This window comes from Arthrobacter sp. 05L428 (assembly GCF_056397665.1).
This window is the reverse complement of sequence record NZ_JBFTNW010000001.1, coordinates 663,869-684,247: the sequence shown is the minus strand read 5'-3', so window position 1 is coordinate 684,247 and position 20,379 is coordinate 663,869. Positions and strand designations below refer to the sequence as shown.

General features: G+C 67.0%; 18 protein-coding genes. 4 read left to right on the top strand and 14 right to left on the bottom strand.

What is annotated here, in order from left to right; genetic code table 11:
* Nucleotides 1-99 precede the first annotated feature (99 nt).
* The 8 genes from AC1DH3_RS03205 to AC1DH3_RS03170 are packed head-to-tail and all read right to left on the bottom strand — an operon-like array spanning nucleotide 100 to nucleotide 8,898.
* A complete protein-coding gene (locus AC1DH3_RS03205; RefSeq protein WP_476908567.1) occupies nucleotides 100-1,281 on the bottom strand; it encodes an acyltransferase family protein in 1,182 nt (393 codons plus the stop codon).
* Nucleotides 1,274-2,725 carry a polysaccharide biosynthesis protein gene (locus AC1DH3_RS03200; RefSeq protein ID WP_476908566.1) on the bottom strand — a complete coding sequence of 484 codons (1,452 nt, stop codon included), beginning with the start codon at nucleotides 2,723-2,725 and terminating at the stop codon, nucleotides 1,274-1,276. Before AC1DH3_RS03200 ends, AC1DH3_RS03205 begins: the two co-directional genes overlap by 8 nt.
* Nucleotides 2,718-3,869, bottom strand: coding sequence for an aminotransferase class I/II-fold pyridoxal phosphate-dependent enzyme (locus AC1DH3_RS03195; protein WP_476892258.1), 1,152 nt, complete (start codon nucleotides 3,867-3,869; stop codon nucleotides 2,718-2,720). Before AC1DH3_RS03195 ends, AC1DH3_RS03200 begins: the two co-directional genes overlap by 8 nt.
* Before the next feature lie 22 nt (nucleotides 3,870-3,891).
* Entirely contained in the window at nucleotides 3,892-4,899 is a 1,008-nt protein-coding gene (locus AC1DH3_RS03190) for an SDR family NAD(P)-dependent oxidoreductase (protein WP_441417287.1), read from the bottom strand.
* A gap of 5 nt (nucleotides 4,900-4,904) precedes the next feature.
* Nucleotides 4,905-5,960 carry a sugar phosphate nucleotidyltransferase gene (locus tag AC1DH3_RS03185; RefSeq protein WP_441417286.1) on the bottom strand — a complete coding sequence of 352 codons (1,056 nt, stop codon included), beginning with the start codon at nucleotides 5,958-5,960 and terminating at the stop codon, nucleotides 4,905-4,907.
* 4 nt (nucleotides 5,961-5,964) lie between these two features.
* Complete coding sequence (neuC, locus tag AC1DH3_RS03180; protein ID WP_476908565.1) at nucleotides 5,965-7,125, bottom strand: UDP-N-acetylglucosamine 2-epimerase; 1,161 nt, start codon at nucleotides 7,123-7,125, stop codon at nucleotides 5,965-5,967.
* A 1-nt stretch (nucleotide 7,126) separates the two neighbouring features.
* On the bottom strand, nucleotides 7,127-8,179 hold the full coding sequence (locus AC1DH3_RS03175; RefSeq protein WP_441417284.1) for an N-acetylneuraminate synthase family protein: 1,053 nt from the start codon (nucleotides 8,177-8,179) through the stop codon (nucleotides 7,127-7,129).
* A complete protein-coding gene (locus tag AC1DH3_RS03170; protein WP_476892256.1) occupies nucleotides 8,176-8,898 on the bottom strand; it encodes an LbetaH domain-containing protein in 723 nt (240 codons plus the stop codon). The genes AC1DH3_RS03175 and AC1DH3_RS03170 overlap by 4 nt, the downstream gene beginning before the upstream one ends.
* Nucleotides 8,899-8,934: 36 nt before the next feature.
* On the opposite strand from AC1DH3_RS03170, the gene AC1DH3_RS03165 reads away from it, so the two are divergent.
* From AC1DH3_RS03165 to AC1DH3_RS03155, 3 genes are read left to right on the top strand one after another with little or no spacing between them, the layout of a single operon-like run.
* Nucleotides 8,935-10,026, top strand: a complete 1,092-nt coding sequence (locus tag AC1DH3_RS03165; RefSeq protein ID WP_476892255.1) for a Gfo/Idh/MocA family protein — start codon at nucleotides 8,935-8,937, stop codon at nucleotides 10,024-10,026.
* A gap of 55 nt (nucleotides 10,027-10,081) precedes the next feature.
* Nucleotides 10,082-10,882, top strand: coding sequence for an acylneuraminate cytidylyltransferase family protein (locus tag AC1DH3_RS03160; RefSeq protein WP_476908564.1), 801 nt, complete (start codon nucleotides 10,082-10,084; stop codon nucleotides 10,880-10,882).
* Entirely contained in the window at nucleotides 10,879-11,673 is a 795-nt protein-coding gene (locus AC1DH3_RS03155; protein ID WP_476892253.1) for an SDR family oxidoreductase, read from the top strand. Before AC1DH3_RS03160 ends, AC1DH3_RS03155 begins: the two co-directional genes overlap by 4 nt.
* 25 nt (nucleotides 11,674-11,698) lie before the next feature.
* Here the strand turns inward: AC1DH3_RS03155 and AC1DH3_RS03150 are convergent, their stop codons facing one another.
* The 4 genes from AC1DH3_RS03150 to AC1DH3_RS03135 all read right to left on the bottom strand — a co-directional run bounded on the left by AC1DH3_RS03150 (nucleotide 11,699) and on the right by AC1DH3_RS03135 (nucleotide 14,886).
* Nucleotides 11,699-12,730 carry a hypothetical protein gene (locus AC1DH3_RS03150; RefSeq protein ID WP_476892252.1) on the bottom strand — a complete coding sequence of 344 codons (1,032 nt, stop codon included), beginning with the start codon at nucleotides 12,728-12,730 and terminating at the stop codon, nucleotides 11,699-11,701.
* Between the two features lie 69 nt (nucleotides 12,731-12,799).
* Complete coding sequence (locus AC1DH3_RS03145) at nucleotides 12,800-13,696, bottom strand: glycosyltransferase family 2 protein (RefSeq protein WP_441417278.1); 897 nt, start codon at nucleotides 13,694-13,696, stop codon at nucleotides 12,800-12,802.
* On the bottom strand, nucleotides 13,696-14,109 hold the full coding sequence (locus tag AC1DH3_RS03140; RefSeq protein WP_441417277.1) for a DUF2304 domain-containing protein: 414 nt from the start codon (nucleotides 14,107-14,109) through the stop codon (nucleotides 13,696-13,698). Before AC1DH3_RS03140 ends, AC1DH3_RS03145 begins: the two co-directional genes overlap by 1 nt.
* 3 nt (nucleotides 14,110-14,112) lie before the next feature.
* On the bottom strand, nucleotides 14,113-14,886 hold the full coding sequence (locus tag AC1DH3_RS03135) for a glycosyltransferase family 2 protein (RefSeq protein WP_441417276.1): 774 nt from the start codon (nucleotides 14,884-14,886) through the stop codon (nucleotides 14,113-14,115).
* A 144-nt stretch (nucleotides 14,887-15,030) separates the two neighbouring features.
* Here AC1DH3_RS03135 and AC1DH3_RS03130 point away from each other — a divergent pair, with 144 nt between their 5' ends.
* Nucleotides 15,031-17,100 carry a DUF6541 family protein gene (locus tag AC1DH3_RS03130; RefSeq protein WP_441417275.1) on the top strand — a complete coding sequence of 690 codons (2,070 nt, stop codon included), beginning with the start codon at nucleotides 15,031-15,033 and terminating at the stop codon, nucleotides 17,098-17,100.
* A 96-nt stretch (nucleotides 17,101-17,196) separates the two neighbouring features.
* Here the strand turns inward: AC1DH3_RS03130 and AC1DH3_RS03125 are convergent, their stop codons facing one another.
* A complete protein-coding gene (locus AC1DH3_RS03125; protein ID WP_476908563.1) occupies nucleotides 17,197-18,261 on the bottom strand; it encodes an ABC transporter substrate-binding protein in 1,065 nt (354 codons plus the stop codon).
* Nucleotides 18,262-18,349: 88 nt separating this feature from the next.
* Nucleotides 18,350-20,341 (bottom strand): DUF6541 family protein, encoded by a 1,992-nt coding sequence (locus tag AC1DH3_RS03120; RefSeq protein WP_476908562.1) that lies wholly within the window; start codon nucleotides 20,339-20,341, stop codon nucleotides 18,350-18,352.
* Between the last annotated feature and the right edge of the window lie 38 nt (nucleotides 20,342-20,379).

Genomic DNA, 20,379 nt, shown 5'->3' with positions numbered 1-20,379 from the left:
CAGTCTTCAGGGTGATCCTGGAAATCCCCCACACGAATAGTACCTTCGTTGAAGATCCAATCCGGCTCGCCGCCCGGGTTGTTACCGCCGCATCCGTTCCTACCTGAGCAGGCGTGCTTTCAGGAACTTTCCCACCTTGTGGAAGTGCCGTTCCACCAGGAGGAAGTAGCCGTAGGCCAGCACATTGCTGACCACGAGCGCCAGCGGAATCAGCTGCCACGCACTGAGGCGGTCGTGCAGGTAGAACCAGAGGTAGGTGATGACCGAGAAGTGGATCAGGTACAGCGAATAGCTGAAGCTGGACAGGAAGACGCTGGCCTTGTTAAACCACTGGGTCGCCGGAGCCGGCCGCGCACCATCAAAGTTCGGCGCCGCCGCGGCTCGCTCCTTGCGGCCGGACAGCCAAAAGTACAGGTGGCAAAATGCCACGGAGGCGGTGCCGATGGCGCTGGCCGCATGCAGGTTTTGCCCGCCGTAATACAGGGACACCAGGAATCCTGCCGTCGCCAGGATGGCGAGCATCCCGTGGAACGAGGCCGGCAGCTTGCGCAGCTGCGCGGCAGCCATTGCATAGAGCATTCCGATGATCCAGGCGAGGGACTCGTAGCCGCCCTTCGCCATGTAGCCAACGGGAACGGCAATGGCGAACACCAGCAGGAGGGCGCTGCCGACGCCCAGTTTCATCCGGCGGATGGCCGCGAAGGCCAGCAGGCCGAACGCCACGTAGATCCACCACTCGGCCACCACTGACCAGAGCGGGGCGCCCGAACCGACCGGACCCACGCTGATCCAAGGCATCCGCAGCCGGGGCGCCAGTTCCTGGAGGATCGGGTGATTGAACAGCAGCAGGAAGTTGCCGGCAATCGTCTGCGGGCTGAGGTCGATCCTGATGAAGGGCAACTTGGTCGAGCCGTGGAGGACGAGGAAGTCGAACACGGTGATCAGGAACAGGGCCGGGACGAGCGGATAGACCACCCGCGCGATCCGGTCAATGAGGTACGAGCCGAACGTGAAGCCGGGCTGGGACTTCTTCTTGAGGACGGCGCTGGTGATCAGGAAGCCGGACAGTACAAAAAAGATGATCACGGCGAAGGACTGCATGTAGAACACCCGTTGTCCGGGGACCATGAAAATCCCGGGCACAAAGATGTTGAGCGCGTGGCCCAGGACCACCGCCTGGGCGGAAACCCCGCGGGCGAAGTCGAAAAAGATGATGGGGCCTGGGGCAGGCTTGGCCGACGGCGCTCCGGTCCGTTCCACCACTGGCGGTGCGTCAGTCAAGGATCTGTTCCTTTCGACTCTGGGCTACCGCGGTGGCGCGGCGGGCGAGGGCCCGCCAGATGATGGCGGCCGCGGCCATTACCGCACCCACTACCGCGACGGTTATTACGCCCGTCAGGATATCCCGGGGCAGGAGCAGGAGGACAGCCACGTAGGCCACCGCGGCCAGGCAGCAGGCGCCATAGACCTTGAGCGCCCAGCCACCGGCGGCGCGCCGCCGTGCAACGAGGAAATACGCACAGCCCAGCAGGAAGAACGTTGCCACGGACGCCACGGCCATGCCGACGAGGTCCCCGTGCGTCGCCGGCCACAGCGCGAGCAGCACGCCGACGCCGAGGACGGTCGGGGTGACGATGGAGAGCCACCAGGTGGCATTGTCGGCAAACAAGAGGGTGGAGGCGTTGAGGTACAGGACGTAGCCGAGCCCGATCAGAGGCATGATTTGCGCCACCGGGATCAGGCTTTCCTTGCCGCCGGCCATCACGTGCGTCACGAGGTTCGCTCCGGCGGCAGCGACAACGATGATCGCCAGCCCGGCCAGGCTCGCCGTCGTCATGGTCGAGCGCATCGTGGCGACCCTTGCGTTGCCGCGCACAGACATCAGCGCCGGGACCCAGGCGTTGTTCAGGGCGCCGAGCAGCGTCACCGTGCCGAGTACGAAAATCTGGACCTTGCCGTAGTCACCGGAGACACCATTGGCGGCCGTGAGGGCCAGCAGGAACGCCGCCCCCTGGGTCAGCAGCATCAGCGCGCCGGTATGGGGAAGGACGGGCAGGCCGATCGCGAGAGCCTCTTTGGCGGCGCCCCGGTGGGCAAAGGGCGGCGCGGGCCGGGCGACGGCGACAGAAAGCACTGCACTGAGCAGGACCAGCAGCCCATAGCCGGCCATGAAGATTTCCGGTTCCGCGCCGAAGACCAGCATGGCGGCGAGCCCGCCGACGTAGGCCGCCATCGACGAGCACAGGCTCAAGACGACGAACATGATCGCCCGGCCCTGGGCCCGGAGGATGGCCTGGGCCGCCAGCACGGCGGACTGCAGTCCCATCGCCGCCAGTGCAATGACAAAGCTCGTGGAATGACCGGCGCCCGCCGCAGCCCAGTAGACGGCGGCGGCCAGGCCGCCGACGAGAATTCCGCCCACGGTCAGCAGTCCGCTGATGGATCGGGCCTTCGAGGGCCCGTCCGGGTCGAACCAGGCCTTGGTGATGGCCAGCGGAAGGCCGGCCGCAGCCAGGACCACGCCCACCTGGATCAGCGACACGGACAGGAACAGTTCCTGCCATTTGACGTCGCTGTTGAGCACATGGAGCGCAAAAGGCTGGACGAGGAACACGCCGAGGCCCTGCATCAGGGCCCCGGCGAGGTAAAGCACCGAGTTGCGTCCCGTCCGGGAAGCCGGCTCGGCTGTCCCCGGGCGGTCGGCGCTGCCGGCTACATCATCCACCGTTGAGCTGAAGCCATTCGTGGACCCGGTCGATTACGCGCTTCTGATCGGCTTCCGTAAGCTCGGTCGAGCACGGCAGGGACAGGCCCCGGGCGAAGAGATCTTCGCCGACGGCGCCGCCCAGCAAGGGCTCGTTCTTCAGTGGCGGCTGCATGTGCAGGGGGCGCCATAGCGACCTGGACTCGATGTCCACCTCGGCCAGGAAGTCCTGGAGCTCATCCCGGGCACCCGGCCCGCGCTCCGCCGGAACCTGGATCGAGTACAGCCAGTACGTCGACTCCTGTCCGGGGAGGGTCGGCGGCGTCTGGATGGCCGTTCCGGCGAACGCGTCGTTGTAACGTTTGGCGACGGCCCGCTTGGCGGCGACGAAATCGTCGAGGCGTTCAAGCTGGGCGACGCCGAGCGCGGCTGCGATGTTGGTCAGCCGGTAGTTGAAGCCGATCTCGTCGTGCAGGTAGCCGCGGTCGGGCATACGGGCCTGGGTCGAGAGGTGCTTGGCACGGCGCGCCAGTTCCTCGTCGTCGGTGGTGAACATGCCGCCGCCGCCGGTGGTCATGATCTTGTTGCCGTTGAACGAGAACGCGCCCATGTCACCGACGGTTCCCACGTGACGGCCGGCCAGCGGGCCGGCCGTCCAGGTGGCGCCGAGCGCCTCGGCGGCGTCCTCGATCACAATGATCCCGTATTCGCGGGCAAGTTCCACGACAGCGGCGACGTCGGCAGGCTGGCCGAGGATGTGCACGATTTCGATGGCCTTCGGGAGCTTCTCCCCCGCCACCTTCCGGCGCTCAAGTTCCTTGCGGAGCAGGTCGACATCCATGCACCAGGACTCGGCATCGGAGTCGACCAGGAGCAGTTCCGCGAACTGGTACGACGCCGCGTTTGAGCTCGCCATAAAGGTGAAGTCCGAGACGGCCACCATGTCCCCCGGCTGGATGTCGGCCAGTCGCATGGCGATATGCAGCGCGGCCGTGCCCGAGGCGCAGGCCACGGCGTACTTGGCGCCAACGTATTCGGCGAAGCGGGTCTCGAACTCGCTCACGAAGCGCCCCACGGAGGAGACGAAACCGGAACTGATGGCTTCGTTCATCAGCTCCGCCTCGCGGGCGCCGATGTTGGGAATGGCTAGGGGGACTCGCGTCACGGTGTGCCTTTCTGGCGGGTGTTTAGCGGGAGTATTTCGCGGCTGCGGACGCGTCAACGCCGCGGGCCTGGATCCACTCGGCGGTCTGGCGCAGACCGTCTTCGAGGCTGACCTGGGGTGCCCAGCCAAGTTCCGCGAGGGCCTGGGAGGGGTCCGAAAGGAGGCGCATGACCTCGCTGGCCTCGGGCCGGACGCGCTCGTCCTGGGTGATGATTTCGGCAGTCGAGCCGGTGACCTTGGCGGACATTTCCACGAGTTCACCGATGGTGACGTCGTGGCCGGTGCCGAGCTGAATGACCTGGCCCTGCAGCGGGATGTCAGCCGTTGCGGCCTTGAAGAAGCCGTCCGCGGTGTCCGAGACAAAGGTGAAGTCGCGGCGCGGGGTCAGCGATCCGAGGTGGATCTTTTCGGCGCCGGCCACCATCTGCTGGAGCACGGTGGGGATGACCGCGCGGGCGGACTGCCGGGGGCCGTAGGTGTTGAACGGGCGCAGGACGACCACGGGCGTCTCGAAGGAGCTGGCCCAGGCCTCGCACAGCTTGTCCGCGGCGATCTTCGTTGCGCTGTACGGCGACTGGCCGCGGAGTTCGTTGTCGACCGTGATCGGGACAGTCTTGGGGGTGCCGTAGACCTCGGACGTGGAGGTGTTGACCAGGCGGCCGACGCCGTGGCGCCGCACGCCTTCGAGCACGTTCAGGGTTCCGACGACGTTCGTCTCCACATAGGAGCGGGGCGCCTGGTAGGAATACGGGATGGCGATCAGCGCGGCAAGGTGGAGGACGACGTCGGAGCCCTTGACCAGGTCCGAGACGAATTCCGAGTCGCGGATGTCGCCGAGTTGCAGGTCCACGGCGTCACGCTCTGCCGGGCTCAGCTCGTCCAGCCAGCCGTAGGAGCCGTTGGAGTTGTACACGCAGAGGGCGCGCACGTTGGCGCCCTCGGCGATGAGGCGCTGGGTGACGTGGCTGCCGATGAAGCCATCGGCGCCGGTAACGACCACTGTCTTGCCTTTAATGTCCTGGTAGTTCACGGCTATCACTGGCCTTTCGCTGTTGCTAGGTCTTTGGGAGTTCCGACGTCGATCCAGTCGGACTCAATGGGCCACGCGGCCACGTTTTTGGTGTCGTCGATGCAGGCTTTGACGAGGTCGGGCATGGAGAACGGTTTCATGTAGGGCACCATCGCCAGGGCCTCGGGCGAAACGGCGTAGATCCCGGTGCTGATTTCGAATTCGATGGTCGGTTTCTCCACCACCGAGCTGATGGACCGGCCTTCGCCGATCTCGAGCACACCGAAGGGCACCTGGTGCGTGTAGGGCCGGGCAGCAACTGTTACCGCAGCGTTCCTGGAACTGTGGAAGGCCAGCAAGTCCGCCGCGGAGTACCGCACCATCAGGTCAGCGTTGGTCACGATGACGGGCTCGGAAATGTCTGGCACCTCGTGGTGCAGGAGTCCGAGCGCACCGGCCGTGTTCAGCGGGGTCGCGGGATCCTCGTAAAGGTAGCTGATCTTGCAGCCGAGCTGGGAGCCGTCCCCGAGGTGGTCCTTGATCTTCTCCGCCAGGTAGGCGACGGAAACGTAGATGTTGGTAATGCCGGACTCAACCAGGCCGAGGATGATCCACTCGATGATGGTGCGGTCGGCCACGGTCATGAGCGGCTTGGGGGTGTCCTTCGTCAGGGCACCCAGGCGGGTTCCCTTGCCTCCGGCCATGATCACTGCGATGTTGCTCAGCCGCTTGCGTCCGACGATGTCGTTAAGGGTGTGCAGCCCGACGAGCGTGCCGGAGTCGTCCACAACGGGGACCTCGCTGATCCGCAGGCTGCGCATCAGGTCCAGCACCGAGGCGCGGGTGGCCTCCGGCCGGACCACGTGCGGCTCGACGTTGGCGAATTTAAGCGCCGGGGAGTCCAGCTGCGCCCCGCTGAGCAGGCCGCGGCGGATGTCGCCGTCGGTGATGACACCGCGGAGGCGGCCGTCGTCCGTGACCAGCGCAATTGCCGAAGCGCCACGGTCGATTGCTTCCAACGCCTGGCGCACGGTGGCCTCGGGGCCCACGCAGACGTTGCTCAACGGTCCCTCAATGGTCATAGATTCAACTCTCCAGCGGTAAGTCAACAAAAGCCTTGGTCAGGCCCGTGGCAAGGCTACCCACGATCACGCGTTCGATTGGCTCTGCGGAGTGGGAATCCCCGTACGGGTTGACCACGCTACGGCACATCAGGTGGAACTGCGGGCTCAGGGCCTTTTCAATACTAGCGTGAATCTCGTTCCGCTCATCCCGGCACTGCAGCACATTGGCGCCGTACTCGCGGCCCCGCTGCCGGTCACCGACGTTCACCACGGGCACGTGGAAGGACGCTGCTTCCAGGATTCCCGAGGAGGAATTCCCTACCAGTGCACGCACGGTGGCCATGACCCGGGGGTAGAGCGGGCCCAGGCTTTCGCGCACGATGACCCCCGGCAGGTTCCGCTCCCGGATCTCCTCGAGGACGGCGATGATGTCCTCCCGGCCGGCGTCGAAGCCGGGGTAGGTGAGGATGGCCGTGCCGGCCTGGGCGAGGGATTCTTCGAAGACTTGCCGGGCCAGTTCGCCGGCGTTGGTCGCCATCTCGGCGGTCGGCGGATGGTAGGTCACCATGACCAGGGGCTGAACCAGCGGAACGCCGAACTCGGCTTGGAATTCCTCACCGCTCAAGGGCACGGGATGGGCGAAACGGTCCAGCCCCGGGGCGCCCGTCTGGTGGATCCGCTCGGCGGACTCGCCCAGCTGGGCAACCCTGCGCGCGGCCTGTGCCGTACTGACGCAGTGCTGGTCCGCGAGCTTGGTCACCGCGTGGCGGACCCGTTCATCGAGGGCGCCTTCGGTGACCTCGCCGCCATGCAGGTGGATCAGGCGGATGCCGCTGATCACCACCGGCGGCAGCACGTAGAGCAGTTCCCACCGGTCCCCCAGGACGACGACGGCGTCCGGCTTGAGCTCGGGCAGCAGCTTCGCCATCCCGGCGGACAGGGCCGCGCCGGTCAGCGACTGCCGCTCGGCGGACGGTTCTGCCAGGTACAGGCCCAGTTCGTGGTGGACGAACGTGTCGGGCGACAGCCCCGCCTCCAGGAGCCGGGCGTGCGCTGTGCCGTCAGGGAAACCGATGGCGGTCGCGACGTTAAGCTCCACTGCGGCATCGGCGGCCAGGGCGACCAGCACCGGTCCCAGCGGGAAGAGATCCGCCCGTGTGCCGGCGAACGCAAGAACCTTCATCTCAGGCGATGTCCCCGCCGGTTACGGGAGAACCGGCGGCGATGGCGCGCTTGGCCTGCTGCCCCACCACGAGGGCGGACGGCGACAGCCCGCCTTCGGGGCGCAGGATGGCAACGTCGTCGGCCGTGATGACGGCACCGGCCGGGATGTCGCGGACGGCATGGAAGGAACGGCGCACCAGCGTGGCGTTGGCTTCCTCGCTGGGCATCCGCCGCTTGTTCCCGTCCCCGAGCGCGAGGTGCGCTTCCCGGACAAAGCGCACGTAGTCTGCGAATTCCGCCCGCTCCAAGGATGCCGAGTGGTCCGGGCCGTTGCGGGTCTTGTCGGTGGTGATGTGCTTCTCGAGCAGCGTGGACCCGAGGGCGGTGGCGGCGATGGCCGTCACTGACCCCGGGGTGTGATCCGACCAGCCGACCTCGACGCCGAATTCCTGGCGGAGCGCGGGGATGGCCCGGAGGTTGGCTTCTTCCAGCGGTGCGGGGTACGCAGAGACGCAGTGCAGCAGCACGGTGGCCGGAGCCTTGGCAGTCGCCTCGAGCGCCGCGGCGATTTCCTCGCGGGTGCCCATGCCGGTCGAGACGATCATCGGGATGCCGAACTCGGCGATCGCGGCGAGGTACGGAGTGTTGGTGAGCTCTCCGGACCCGATCTTGAGCCCCGGGACACCCAGTTCCGCCAGCATCAGGGCGCTGTCGTAGTCGAACGGAGTGGAAAGGAAGGTGATGCCGCGTTCGGTGCTGTGGTCCCGCAACTCGGCCCAGGCGGACTCGGGCAGCGTGAGCCGGGCCAGCATCTCCGACTGGGACTCCGAGAACCCTGCAGCCTTCTGGTACGGCGTGGTGTCGGCCGATCCGGTGACCAGGGCCTCCGGCTTGAAGGTCTGGAACTTGACCGCGTTTGCACCCGTATCGGCGGCCAGGTCGATGAGTTCATGGGCCACGGCCACATCACCATCGTGGTTCACGCCGGCCTCCGCGATGATGAAGATCTCTTCGGAAGGGCCGATGCGGTGGCTGCCAAAAGTTACGGAGCTGGAAATCGGGTCATGAGTCAATTGGCTGGACCTTTCGTAGATACAAGTCGCTGTGCGGGCACTCCCACATATGTTGTCATACCGGCCAACGGCCGCGTCGCCACCGACCCTGCCCCCAGCACCGCGAAGTCCCCCACGGAAACGCCCGGCAGGATGCGGGCACCCGAGCCTAGAAACACCTGGATTCCCGTCACGGCGGCCCCCAGCAGGACGGCCCCCGGGGCGATGTGGGTACCGGCTCCAACCACCGCGTCGTGTTCGACGACGGCGCTGGTGTTGATGACCGCAGCGTCGCCGATCCGGGCCTGCGGACCCACATGCGCGTGCTCGCAGACCTGGCTGAGGGCGCCGAGGACAGCCGTGCTGTCCACGGTCGCGCTGCTGGCAACCAGCGGAGCGGCCAGTGCTGCAAAGCGGGCCTCGGCCAGGATCGCGTCCGCAATCTTGGAGCGAATGGCGTTGTCGCCGATCCCGACGGCGATCGCGAGGGAATGCCGGGCGGCGTAGTCCAAGGCCTCACCGTCGTCCCCGAAGCAGGCGGGAGTCTCGCCGTCGCGGCCCGCGAAAGCGGCGAGGTCGGGGACAGGGCCATCCGGGCGCGCACCCGCGGTGCCGAAGGCACGGTCGCTGAGGGCGGCGATCCGTTCGCCGCGGCCGCGGATGATGGCGGCCAGGCTGCGGCTATGGCCGGAGGCGCCGATGATGAGCCATGCCGTTTCCTTCGGGGATTGCCCATCCATTTATAGTCGCAGCGCCTTTGAGAATAGAGTTGCCAGATGACCTTTTCATCATACTTGGACGATTCTAAGGTGATGGCGAGCGTCGCCACGCCTGCCGCCCGGGCCCAAGCGGGCCGCCCGCTGCGTGCCCTTGTCCGCGGTACGGGCTCCATCGGGGCCCGGCACCTGCGTGTGCTGCACAGCCTGGGGGTCGAACAACTCTTTGCGTGGCCGGTTAGGCCCCCGTCGTCGGACCCGTCCGCACGCGCCGCCGACTACCCCGCCTCGGTCCAGCTGGTCCAGGGCTACCCGGACGAACCCCTTGACCTGGTCATCATCGCCACCGACACCAACCGGCACGTCGCCGACGCCCTCGAGGCGCTGGAACACTCCCCCGCTTCGATCCTGCTGGAGAAGCCGGTCGCACCGTCCGCGGAAGAAGCGCGCGCGCTGTTGGAGCATCCGCGGGCCAACACCATCACGGTCAGCGCACCGTTGCGCTTCCATCAGGGGCTGGCACTGACGGCGGATGTTCTGCCCCTGCTTGGCCGCGTGACCAGCGCCCAGGTGGTGTCCCAGTCGTGGCTGCCCTCGTGGCGGCCGGGCCGCGACTTCCGCAGCAGCTACTCGGCCCGCAAGGACGACGGCGGGGTCCTCCGGGACCTGGTCCACGACATCGACTACCCGGCGATGCTGCTGGGCGCCCCGGTTTCCCTTAAGGCCACCCTCGGGCACGGGATCCTCGGCATCGAGGCCGAAGAGTCCGCCGATGTGCTGTGGGGCGATGGTCCCTGCGTGCACCTGCGCCTGGACTACGTCACGCCGGTTAAAACGCGCAGCATCCGGATTGCGACCGAGCAGGGGGCAATCGGCTGGGACGCAGTAAGGAACGAAGTGACGCTGGACTGGCCCGCTTCCGCGGCGGAACCCGCCGGTTCGGTCCGTGCGGCGTTCCCGGCGGACGCCGACGTCGACATTGTGCTGGCGCGCCAGTCCCTTGCGGTGCTCGAGCGGGCAGGGACCGTCACCGGCCGCTCCATGGAGGCGTTCTCCCCGGCCGGCCTGGCCGAGGGGCTGCTGGCGGTCGCAATCTGCGACGCGGCCAGGCTGGCCTCGGCGACCGGCGGAACTGAAAAGGTACTGTGGTGATACCGCAATCCGGCCACGCACCATTGCGATCACACGACGAGGTTGAGAAATAACAATGAACGAAAAACCGTCCGCGCCCCGCGTTCTTGCAGTCATCCCCGCCCGGGGAGGCTCCAAGGGATTGCCCGGTAAGAACATCCGGCCGCTGATGGGCAAACCCCTGCTGGCCCACAGCGTGGCCCTCGCCGCCCTGCTGGGAGAGAACGTCCGTTGCATCGTCTCCACCGACGACCCCGAGATCGCCGAAGCCGCCCGCGCTGCCGGCGCGGAAGTCCCCTTCATGCGCCCAGCGGACCTCGCCAGCGACTCCGCCCCGATGAGCGTTGTCCTCCGGCACGCCCTGGAGGCGATGGAGTCACTGGACGGCACGACCTACGACATGGTCCTGCTGCTGGATCCCACCAGCCCCACCCGCACACCCGAGAGCGTTAACGAAGCCATCGCGACGCTCGGCGGCAGCCCCGAACTGGACGGCGTCGTCGCGGTCTCCGAGCCGTTCTTCAACCCGACCTGGGTGGGCGTCAAGCCGCAGACCGAAGGCGGCATCGAACTCGAGCGCTACTTCGCCGAGGGCACAGGTGTGGTGCGGCGCCAGGACGTGTCCCGGTTCCTGCGCATCAACGGCAGTTTCTACGTCTGGCGGGCCGAATTCATCCGGCGGCTGGAGAAGAGCTGGTTCGACGAAGGCCGCCACGGCTACGCCGAGATTCCCGAGACCCATGCCTTCAGCATCGATGACGAGAACGAATTCCTGCTGGTTGAAGCCGTCGTCTCCGCCGGTCTGGCCCCTCTCCCCGGCTTCGACGACGCGGGTAAGAACTCCCGCCAGACCCTGGACAAGGACCACTCAGCATGAGCAGCGCGCAGAACCTCTTTTCCCTGACCGGCCGGACCGCGCTGGTCACCGGTGGGGCCGGCCCGCTGGGGAGCGTCCTCGCGGACGCGCTAGCGGCCCAGGGCGCGGACGTCATCATCTCCGATATCCACGAGCAGGCGTGCCAGGAGGTCGCCGCGGGCCTGCACGACCGCCACGGTGTGGCCGCCCGCGGCATCAGTTCCAACCTGCTCGAACCCGACGGCACCCGGAAACTAGTCGAGGCGATTGACGGTCCCCTGGACATCCTGGTGAACAACGCCGCCTTCACCGGGACCTCCGGGGTCCCGGGCTACGCCGTGCCGTTCGAGGAACAGACGGATGAGGCGTTCGAGCTGGCGTCCTCCCTGAACCTGCGGGCACCGTTTTCGCTGGCCCGGCAGCTGGCGCCCAAGCTCGCTGAAAGCGCGGGGGCATCGATCATCAATGTTTCATCGATCTACGGCATCGTCGCGCCGAACATGGGACTCTACGAGGGAACCCGGATGGGTAACCCGGCCGCGTATGGCGCCACCAAGGGCGGCATCGTGCAGCTGACGCGCTATCTCTCCACCGTGCTCGCACCCCGAATCCGGGTCAACGCCTTCGCCCCCGGCGGCATCGCCCGCGGACAGGACAGCGCCTTCACGGAACGGTATGAAAAGCTGACCCCGCTGGGCCGGATGGCCACCGAAGACGATTTCCGCGGCGTCGTGGCGTGGCTGGCCTCGGACGCTTCGCGTTACGTGACCGGCCAGACCATCGCCGTCGACGGCGGCTGGAGCGCCTGGTAGCCCAGGCACCCCGCCGCCCCGGGCCTTAGGGCCTCAACGGCTCCACGGCCGCCATCGCCGGCAGCTTCGGCAACGGCGAGGGCAGGTGCTGCAGCGGGTGGCGGATCCAGTGCCAGGGGGAGAGCCCCTTCTCGGTTGCGTGCGCGCCTTCGGGGACCTTCTTGAGGCCGAGCACGGTCTGCGCTTTGGTCAGGGGGCCGCTGGCCCAGTACTCCAGGAAGGGAACCACCGTGTGTGCGTCCCAGCCGAGCAGCCGGGACAATTCATGCGGCGTGCGCATGTCCCCGCGGCCCAGCTCTGCTTCGGCGATCGACGTCAGCACGTGCTGGGGCGTGGACTCGTCGTAGAACTCCGGCCACAGATCCCGCATGACCAGGCCCGGATCCGCGGCGGCGTTGGCGCCCAGCCGGAAGTCCGGACCGTAGATGGCGACGTCGGCCCCGCTGACCGCTGCGTACATGATGGAGGTCGACAGCCGGTTGGACACCACACGCTTCGCGACGGACATCATCCAGAGGATCCGTCCGATGAACTGCGGGTCGCGGCGGTCCCCGGCACTAACCACGTCATGGCCGGCAGAGCGCCAGGCATCAAGGATCTCGTCGTTGTGGAGATCATCAATGTGGAGGCATACCGTCGCCGGGCCCTCCTTTTCGCGGACCAGCTGCGCGTAGGCGCCGTGGTCACCGTCCACCTTGAGCAGGGCCGTCCCGTGCAGCGGAAGTACGAGGGTTCGGTCGGTGCGTTCCGGGACGGCGCCGTTGGCGCGGGCGGCGTCAAGCAGGTAGAGGTACGGGGCGCCGATGGCGTCCAGCATGGGCGTGCCGTCGCTGAAGAAGTTGCCGGCGTCGTCCGGGCTCCAGCCGCGTGAAGAGCTGGTCCAGGAAAGCCGGCGCCGGGCCGGGCCCCAGCTGGCGAAGTCGCCGAACTGGGCCGTTACCGGGCTGCTGACGGTCCATCCGTGCTGGATAAGGCCGGACACGTGGCGGAGCCTGCGCGATCCGCAGTACAGGGCAAAGACGGCCGAGTGGCCGTAGTAGTGGTTCTGGATGTCCATGGGACTGAGCGGCACCTTAAGTTGTCGATCGGGATCACCACCGCCGCTCCCGGCGGCGGGCTCGGATGGTCAGGGCCTGACGGCGTGCGTGACCAGCTTGCGCAGGCCCGGCCACATTCCCTTCGAGACCACCTTCGGCGTCAGGGACACGGCGTTCAGCCGGGACGTGAGGTGCCAGCGCGCGGCGCGGGCGGCCGAGGACCAGCCCTTGGCGGTGAAGTCACGGACGCACTCGTCGAAGAAGGCGCGCTCCTCGGCGAAGCGGCGGCCGTCCAGCGCCCGGACCGAGGAGTCGGACTCGCGGTGGCGGCGGTACTGGAAGCAGACGGTGTCCACGACGGCCATCTTGCCGCCGCTGAGGGTGATGTCGATGGCCAGCGCAAGGTCCTGGACGACGTCGTACTGGGGGCGGAAGTCATGCTTCTTGATGGCGTCGGCGCGCCAGGCAACCGAGGGGAAGTACAGCCAGTCGCCCACCATGAGGCTTTCCGCGATGGCTTCGCCGGCGACGATTGCTTCCGATGCCTTGCCGACCAGCTTGTGGCGGAGGAACTGCTTGACGGAGTCACCCAGCGGCTGGTACACGGAGCCGTTCTCGTCGATCACCTCGACACCGGGCTGGACAATGCTGACTTCCGGGTCCTGGAAGGCCTTGCGGACCGTGCTGAGGTAGTTCGGCAGCATCAGGTCATCGGCGCCCATGATGACGACGATGTCGTGCTCAACCAGGCCCACGCACTTCTTGTAGTTGCCGTTGGCGCCGAGGTTGACCTCGTTCCGGTAGTACCGGACCCGGTCGTCCGCGGCCACGAGGCCGGCGAAGTATTCCGGCAGGGTGTCGTCCGGATAGCCATCGTCCACAATCGTGAAGCGGAAATCCTTGTCGTCCTGTGCGAGTACGGAGGAAACAGCAGCCTTCATCATGGCTACGTCCCCGTAGTACGGGAACATTACGTCAATTGTCACTATTTTCTTCTCTCGGTTGGCGGCACGGCGGAAGCCGTCTCGGCCCCGCCTGCCGTCGGCTGGATTGGTTTGGATTCCCGTTGGAGTCGTTCCACGGAGGATCGCAGGATGGCGACTTCTTCCGCAAGAATGCGGGTCTCATCCTCAAGGATGGTGAGTTCGCGGGAGACGTGCAGGCTGACGCCCACGAGCAGCAGGATCGCCAGCGCGAACAGCAGATTGGACGGAACGACGACGCCCACCAGCGCGGCCGCCCAGTTCAGGAGTCTGGGGAAGATACCCAGAATGATGGTCAGCGTGCCGATGACCAGCCACAGGATCGCGTACTTCTCCCGCAACCGGCCGTTGCGAAGCATTATGAGGACTACTGCCACCATCACGATGGACAAAATCAAGGAACCTGCAACGTTCATGCCTTAGGCACTTCCCTCTCCGGCAATGTCGCCGGACAGCGGCGCATGTAGTTCGGCCGCGCGCGGAGTCCGGCGTCGGGCCAGCGCGAAACACAGGACCAGGCCCGAGCGCGCGAGATAGATGGATGCTTTGATGGGCCCCTGGCTGGGGGTACCGGCCTGCCGTTCTTTCATTTCGACGGGCACCTGGGTCACGCGGCAGCCGGACTTGACCGCCACGACCAGCGAATCGATGGTGTCCCCCAGGTATTCGGCCGGGAAATGTGAAATGTACTGCCGCAGTGCGGTTTCGTTCGCGGCGCGGAACCCCGAGGTGACGTCCGTCAGCTGGGTTCCGGCGACCGCCGAGATGACCTTGGCGAGGAAGAACATGGCCCAGCGGCGGGGGCCCTTGGCTCCGTAGTTTCCCTTGCCGGCGAAACGGGCACCAATCGAGATGTCGGCATACTCCAGGCCGGCCAGAACACGGTCGATGTCGTGCGGATCGTGCTGGCCGTCCGCGTCCACCTGGATCACCGAGCTGTAGCCGTTGCGGAGGGCGTACTTGAATCCCGCCCGCATCGCCCCTCCGACGCCCAGATTAAAAGGCAGGCGGAGGACCGTGGCACCGGCTTCCCGGGCAATCCTCGGGGTGTCGTCCTTCGAGCCGTCGTCGACGACGAGGACATCATGCTGGGGGACTACAGCCAGGACTTTCCGGATTGTGTTGCCGATGGCCTCGGCCTCGTTCCAAGCCGGCATGACTATTAAAACGCCGGAACGCTGTGAGTTACCCATGGTTTGAAAGTATAGCAACGTGCCACTGCCGCCCCTTGCCCCGCTGTGCGCTGCCGCCCAGCGCGGCTCCGGCGCCCGCCGCCGGATTCGTGAGGCCGTCCGCATACTTGTAGGGTTGGCTCTGAAACTTAGGAGACTGGATCAATGACTTGGTGGGAAACGCTTCCTACGCTGGCAGCGACTGCGCTGGTTTACTTCCTTCCCGGTTTGATGATCCTGGCAGCTGCCGGTCTTCGCCGGTTGAACCTGGTGGCCCTGGCCGCCCCCGTATCGGCGTCCGTTTCCGGCATGACGGCCATCATGCTGCCGTACCTGAAGCTCCCTTTTAACCCGGTGAGCTACTTCGCCGTCAGCGTGCTCGCGGCGGCCGCCGTGGCAGTGTTCAGGCTGCTCCGCCGCCGACGCCGGTCGGCAGCCGGATCCGAGGCAGCCGGGACCCGGTTCACCGGCTTCCTGGGAGCAAACGTCCCGCTCTCCCCTGCGGACACCGGAATCTGGCTGGCCCGCCTGGCCATTCCCGCCGCCGTCCTCATCCCTGCGGCGATCATCAGCCTTCGCTACATCACCGGCTTCGGATCCCCGGACAGCTTCTCCGAGACGTTCGACAATATCTACCACCTCAACGCGGTCCGCTACATCGCCGATACCCAGAACGGCTCGACGCTAACACTGGGCAACCTCACCGCCGCGTCCAAGGGCCTGTACCCGGCGGCCATGCACGACTCCATGGCGCTGGTCCTGATGCTCGGTGCCCCGTCGGTCATGGCTGTGGTCAACGTCGGAACCATCGTTACCGGGGCCATCGTCTGGCCGCTGGGCTGCGTGTTCCTGATCAGCCGGATCGTCGGCTACCGGCCGATGCCCCTGCTGGCGGCTGGAATCCTCTCCGCCGGGTTCAGCGGGTTCCCCTACCTCATGGTGGGCTACGGTGTCCTGTACCCGAACCACGCCGCCATCGCCCTGCTTCCTGCCGTGCTTGGGCTGGCCATCGAGGCCCTCGGGATGTCGCGCACTCCCCCGGGCTCGCCTTTGGCGCCTGTCCTGGCTCTTGCCGCCACCGTTCCGGGCCTCGCCCTCTCCCACCCCAGCACCTTCGTGGCGCTGCTCGGCTTCGCCACCCCCGTGGTGATCGGCCGCCTGATCCGTTCCTGGCTCGCTGCCAGGGAAGGGCTGGTCTCACGGCGGCAGCCGCGGTTCTGGCTGGCCTTCACGGTCGCTTACCTGCTCGCCACCACCGCTGTCTGGGTGGTCGCCCGCCCCAGCCTCAGCTCTGCCGGCTGGACCCCGTTCCAGACCAACGCACGGGCCATCGGCGAAATCCTCGGCAGCGCGCCCATGGGAACCACCACTGCCTGGGTCATGCTGGTCCTGACCATCGTGGGGCTGTACGTCATCGCACGCCAACTGCGACGCTACTGGTGGGTCGCCGGCATGTACGCCGCCGGCGCCGTGCTTTACCTGGTGGTTTCCAGCTGGAGCAACGGCTTCTTCCGCAATTTCCTCACCGGAGTCTGGTACACGGACAGCTTCAGGCTTGCCGCACTGCTCCCGGTGGTGACACTCCCCGTCGTCGTGCTCGGCGCCGAATGGGTGATCTGGCGCGTCCGCGCCTTGACCGGAGCCCTGATCGCGACCGCGAAGGAACGGCCGGCAGCCCTTCCCCGGGCAGCCTCGGGCATGATCGGCCGGCTGCCGGCGTCCTCGGGCATCGCGATGGGCTGCGTGGTACTGCTGGCCCTTGGCCTCGGCGCCCAGGGCGGAACCCTCTCCACGGTCCAGAACCGCATCAGCACCATCTTCACCACGACGCCGACGGCCTCGCTGCTGTCGACCGACGAGGTCTCACTGCTCAACGAAGTGGCGGCCATTGTGCCCGAGGGCGACGTCGTGGTGGGCAACCCCCGGACCGGCGCCTCGCTGGTTTATGCCTTCTCCGGCCGCCGCGCCCTGGCCCCGCATATCTTCGGCATCCGTACCCCGGAGGAACAGCTCCTCCTTGACCACTGGGACGAAGCCGCCTACAACGCCGCAGTATGCCCGGCGATCAAGTCGCTCAAGGCCTATTGGGCACTCGACTTCGGCAACACCGAGATCACCCCGCGTGCCGAGCCCCTCGTGGGCGTCCGCGACCTGACGGACAACACCGCCCCGGGAGTAAAGCTCGTCAAGGCCGTGGGCAGCGCCCGCCTTTTCCGCGTGACTGCCTGCGGGTAGCGCCCTGCCAGCAAAAGAGCCAGGCCGGGGACGATGTCCCGGCCTGGCTCTTCGCTTTCCTGCGTACTACTACTTTCCGTACTACTTTCCTGCGTACTACTTGCCTGCGCTGCGCTGCTGTTCATAGTAGGCCGCCTTCGCCAGTTCCGGAACAATGTTCCGGCCGGCCCAGGCGACGCCCAGCGCGGATCCGGACCGCAGGGCCTGATCCTCGATCCCCGCAGCATAAAACAGGGAGGGCTGCTTGGCCGTCGTCAGCGCCGGGATCTTGCCGCCCGCACGCAGGGAGGCCATGTCGTCCTGACTGATGGAGGCCACCAGGATGTCCGCGGTGAGTTCATCGGCGCGTTCGTGCGGCCACACGTAGGCGACCGGCGACTTCTGCCCGCCGGTGGCACGGCCTTCTGCCTTGACCTTGGCCAGCGCCGGGGCCGGAGCGAGACCGAAATCTTTCAGCACGCCCAGCACCACGGAATCGTCAGGATAGACCTGGATGTCGGCGCCGTCCGCGGACGACGCCGCCGCGAACAGGACGGTGGTTCCCTTGAGTCCGGCGTAGTCGCGGACCGAATCCCTGACCGCCCCCTCGGTCTTGGCCTGCAGCTCGGAGGCAGCGTTGCTACGGCCCAGGACCTTTCCGATAAGTGCCGACCGCTGGCGCCAGTCACGGCCCGAATCCGCCGACTCGGAGAGCACCACGGGCGCGATCTCCGAGAGCTTGTCGTAGTCGGCGCGGGTGATGCTGCCGCCGACGGCCAAAATGACATCCGGATCAAGATTGCGGATGTCATCGAGCGGCATCGCGACTTTGTCATTGAGGAGGAACGGAGGGGCGCCGTCGACGTCCCGCATCGCGTCGGTGAACCACGGCGACGAGGCGGAGCCGGAGATCCCCACCGGGGCCAGACCCAGCGCGGCCGCCGTGTCGGCGTCTGCGCTGCTCAACGCCACGACGCGCTTGGGCGGCGCGGCTACCGTCGTCGTCCCGTAGCTGTGGGTGAGGCTCAGCGGAAACGCGCTGGCTGAGACCTCGACTGCGTCACTGCCCTTGGTCGAGCTGCAGGCGGGCAGCGCCAGGGGCAAGGCAACAATTGCGGCGAGGAATCCGCGCCGGCCGACCACCTTGCCGGTCGTTGGTCCATTCGGCGGCGTCATGGCCATGTTTGAATCCTCAGTATTTCGGTGGTGGACAATGGTGCGGGCCCGCTGGACAGGTCCGAGTGTATCGCGTGCAAAAAGGGCGGCCCGTTTACCTGCATGCGGTCAGTTTCAGGAGTTTGGCCTCGCCGTGCTGGTCGACCACCTTGGCCACGCCGGCCTTCTCAAGGTCGGCCAGGCCGGGCGCGGGGTGGTGCTCGTTATTGATTTCCTGGGTGCCGAAGTCCAGGACGTAACCGATGCCGAGCCGCGACACCGCGGGGCAGACGTCAGGGTCCGTCTTGGCGTTCCGCAGCCGGGCCAGGATGGTCTTGTCATCCGGGTTCTCGTTGCTGGTCAGGATGTGAAGTTGCATGGTGCGCCGGCCGGCCAGGGCGTAGGCCAGGGCGCTGCCGTTTCCCGGGTTCGAGGCGATGACCTCATCCGCCGGAACGTACTGGTCCAGCTCGGCCAGGACGGCGGCTTCATCCGAGGTGAGCAGCGGCGACTCCGCCGTCAGCGCATAGCTGCCGCGGGCCAGTGAGACCATGTCCGGAACGCTGCCCAACTGGGTGAGGACCACCAGCACCACGGCGCCGGCTGCCGACACCGTCGCCTTCACTGGCTTGCGAGACAGCAGCGGACTCCGCGACGGACCGGCGTCGCCGACGCCGGCTGCACCCGCGCCGGCCGCGGCGAGTCGGGACCGGAGCCATGTCCAGGCGGCGGTTGCCCCGACGGCGGCCGGCACTATCACCGCCACCGGCAGCAGGGCGGCCAGCCGGTAGCTGTCGCTGTACCAGGTGCCGGAGAGCAGGTAGCGCAGCCGGCCGGCGGGGAAGCTGGAGACGGCCACAAAGAGCAGCGCCGCGATAAGCAGGACGCCGATCAGCCACCAGTTGCGCCGCTTGCGGGCGGCCAGGACGACGCCGACCACCGTGAGCAGCGAGATTGCGACGGCGGGCGAGGTGCCCAGGGGCGCATTGCCCGCCACTTGTAGCAGCGCCCGCGGGATGGACTGAACCGGCGGCCAGAAGGCTGCCGCGAAGGATGGCCTGGCGAAAACCCAGAGGCCCAGCGCCGCCGCGCCTCCGACCAGGAGGGCGGCGCTCCAGGCGGCGGCCTTCGCCTTGTTCGCCGCCCAGTCCCGGCGCCATTTCAGGATCGAAACCACGTAGACGTACAGCACGGCGGGAGCCAGGAACGCCAGGAAGGCCAGGAAGGTGCTGGGGTGCGCCTGGGCAACGCCGGCCGAGGCGAGCCCCAGCACGACCAGTGGCAGCGGTCCCCGAAGCTCCGGAACTGCTGAAAGCCCCAGGGCCTGCACGCCCAGCGCGAGCAGGGCCGGCAGCAGGGACAGCGACAGCAGGTTCGGATAGAGGACACCGAAGTGGATCATCAGCAGGGGAAACGCTCCGAACCCGGCGGACAGGATGCCCGCGATGAAGGCGGCGTCCCTGCGCTGGCCCAGGGCCTGCTGGCAGAGGTATACGCAGCCCAGGGGCCATGCGATGGACGCGATGGCGACGTTGCCGGCGTTGACCGCGACGGGGACAGAAGCCATGGAGGTCTGGGCAATCAGCGAGATGAACGCATGCCAGCCCGCCGGATAGAACGAGCCGCCGGTCATGGCGCCGAGGGTCAGCGACGACGCCTGGCCGGTGTCCTCAATAAAACGGATGGCATTCAGATGGAAGATGTTGTCGAAGGTCTGGGAAATGTGCTCCGGGGACCCGATGACCTCCACCATCCGCGCACAAATGATGATGCCGCCGAGGCCGGCACCGCCAAGGGCCCACCAGAACCGCGGATCGATCCGCCAATCTGTTTGAAGCCCGCGCCATCGTTCCGGCAGCACGTGCCGGAGACCCACGGCCGCGAGGACAGCGACGGCGGTCAGGCCGGCGACCGGCAGAAGCGACCACGGGACTTTCAGGAACGGGGCCAGCAGGCCCGCAACGGACACCAGTGCGATTGAGAGCACCGGTGACAGCGCGGCAACGGCAAATGCCCGGAAGCCGAGGGCACGCCCGAGGACCAGTCCGGGCACGACCAGCACCAGGACGGCCGTCAGTACCGCGGGCAGGCTCGCAAACCAGGACATCTGTGGCAACTCCTCAAGAGATGGGGCGGCGGACGGCG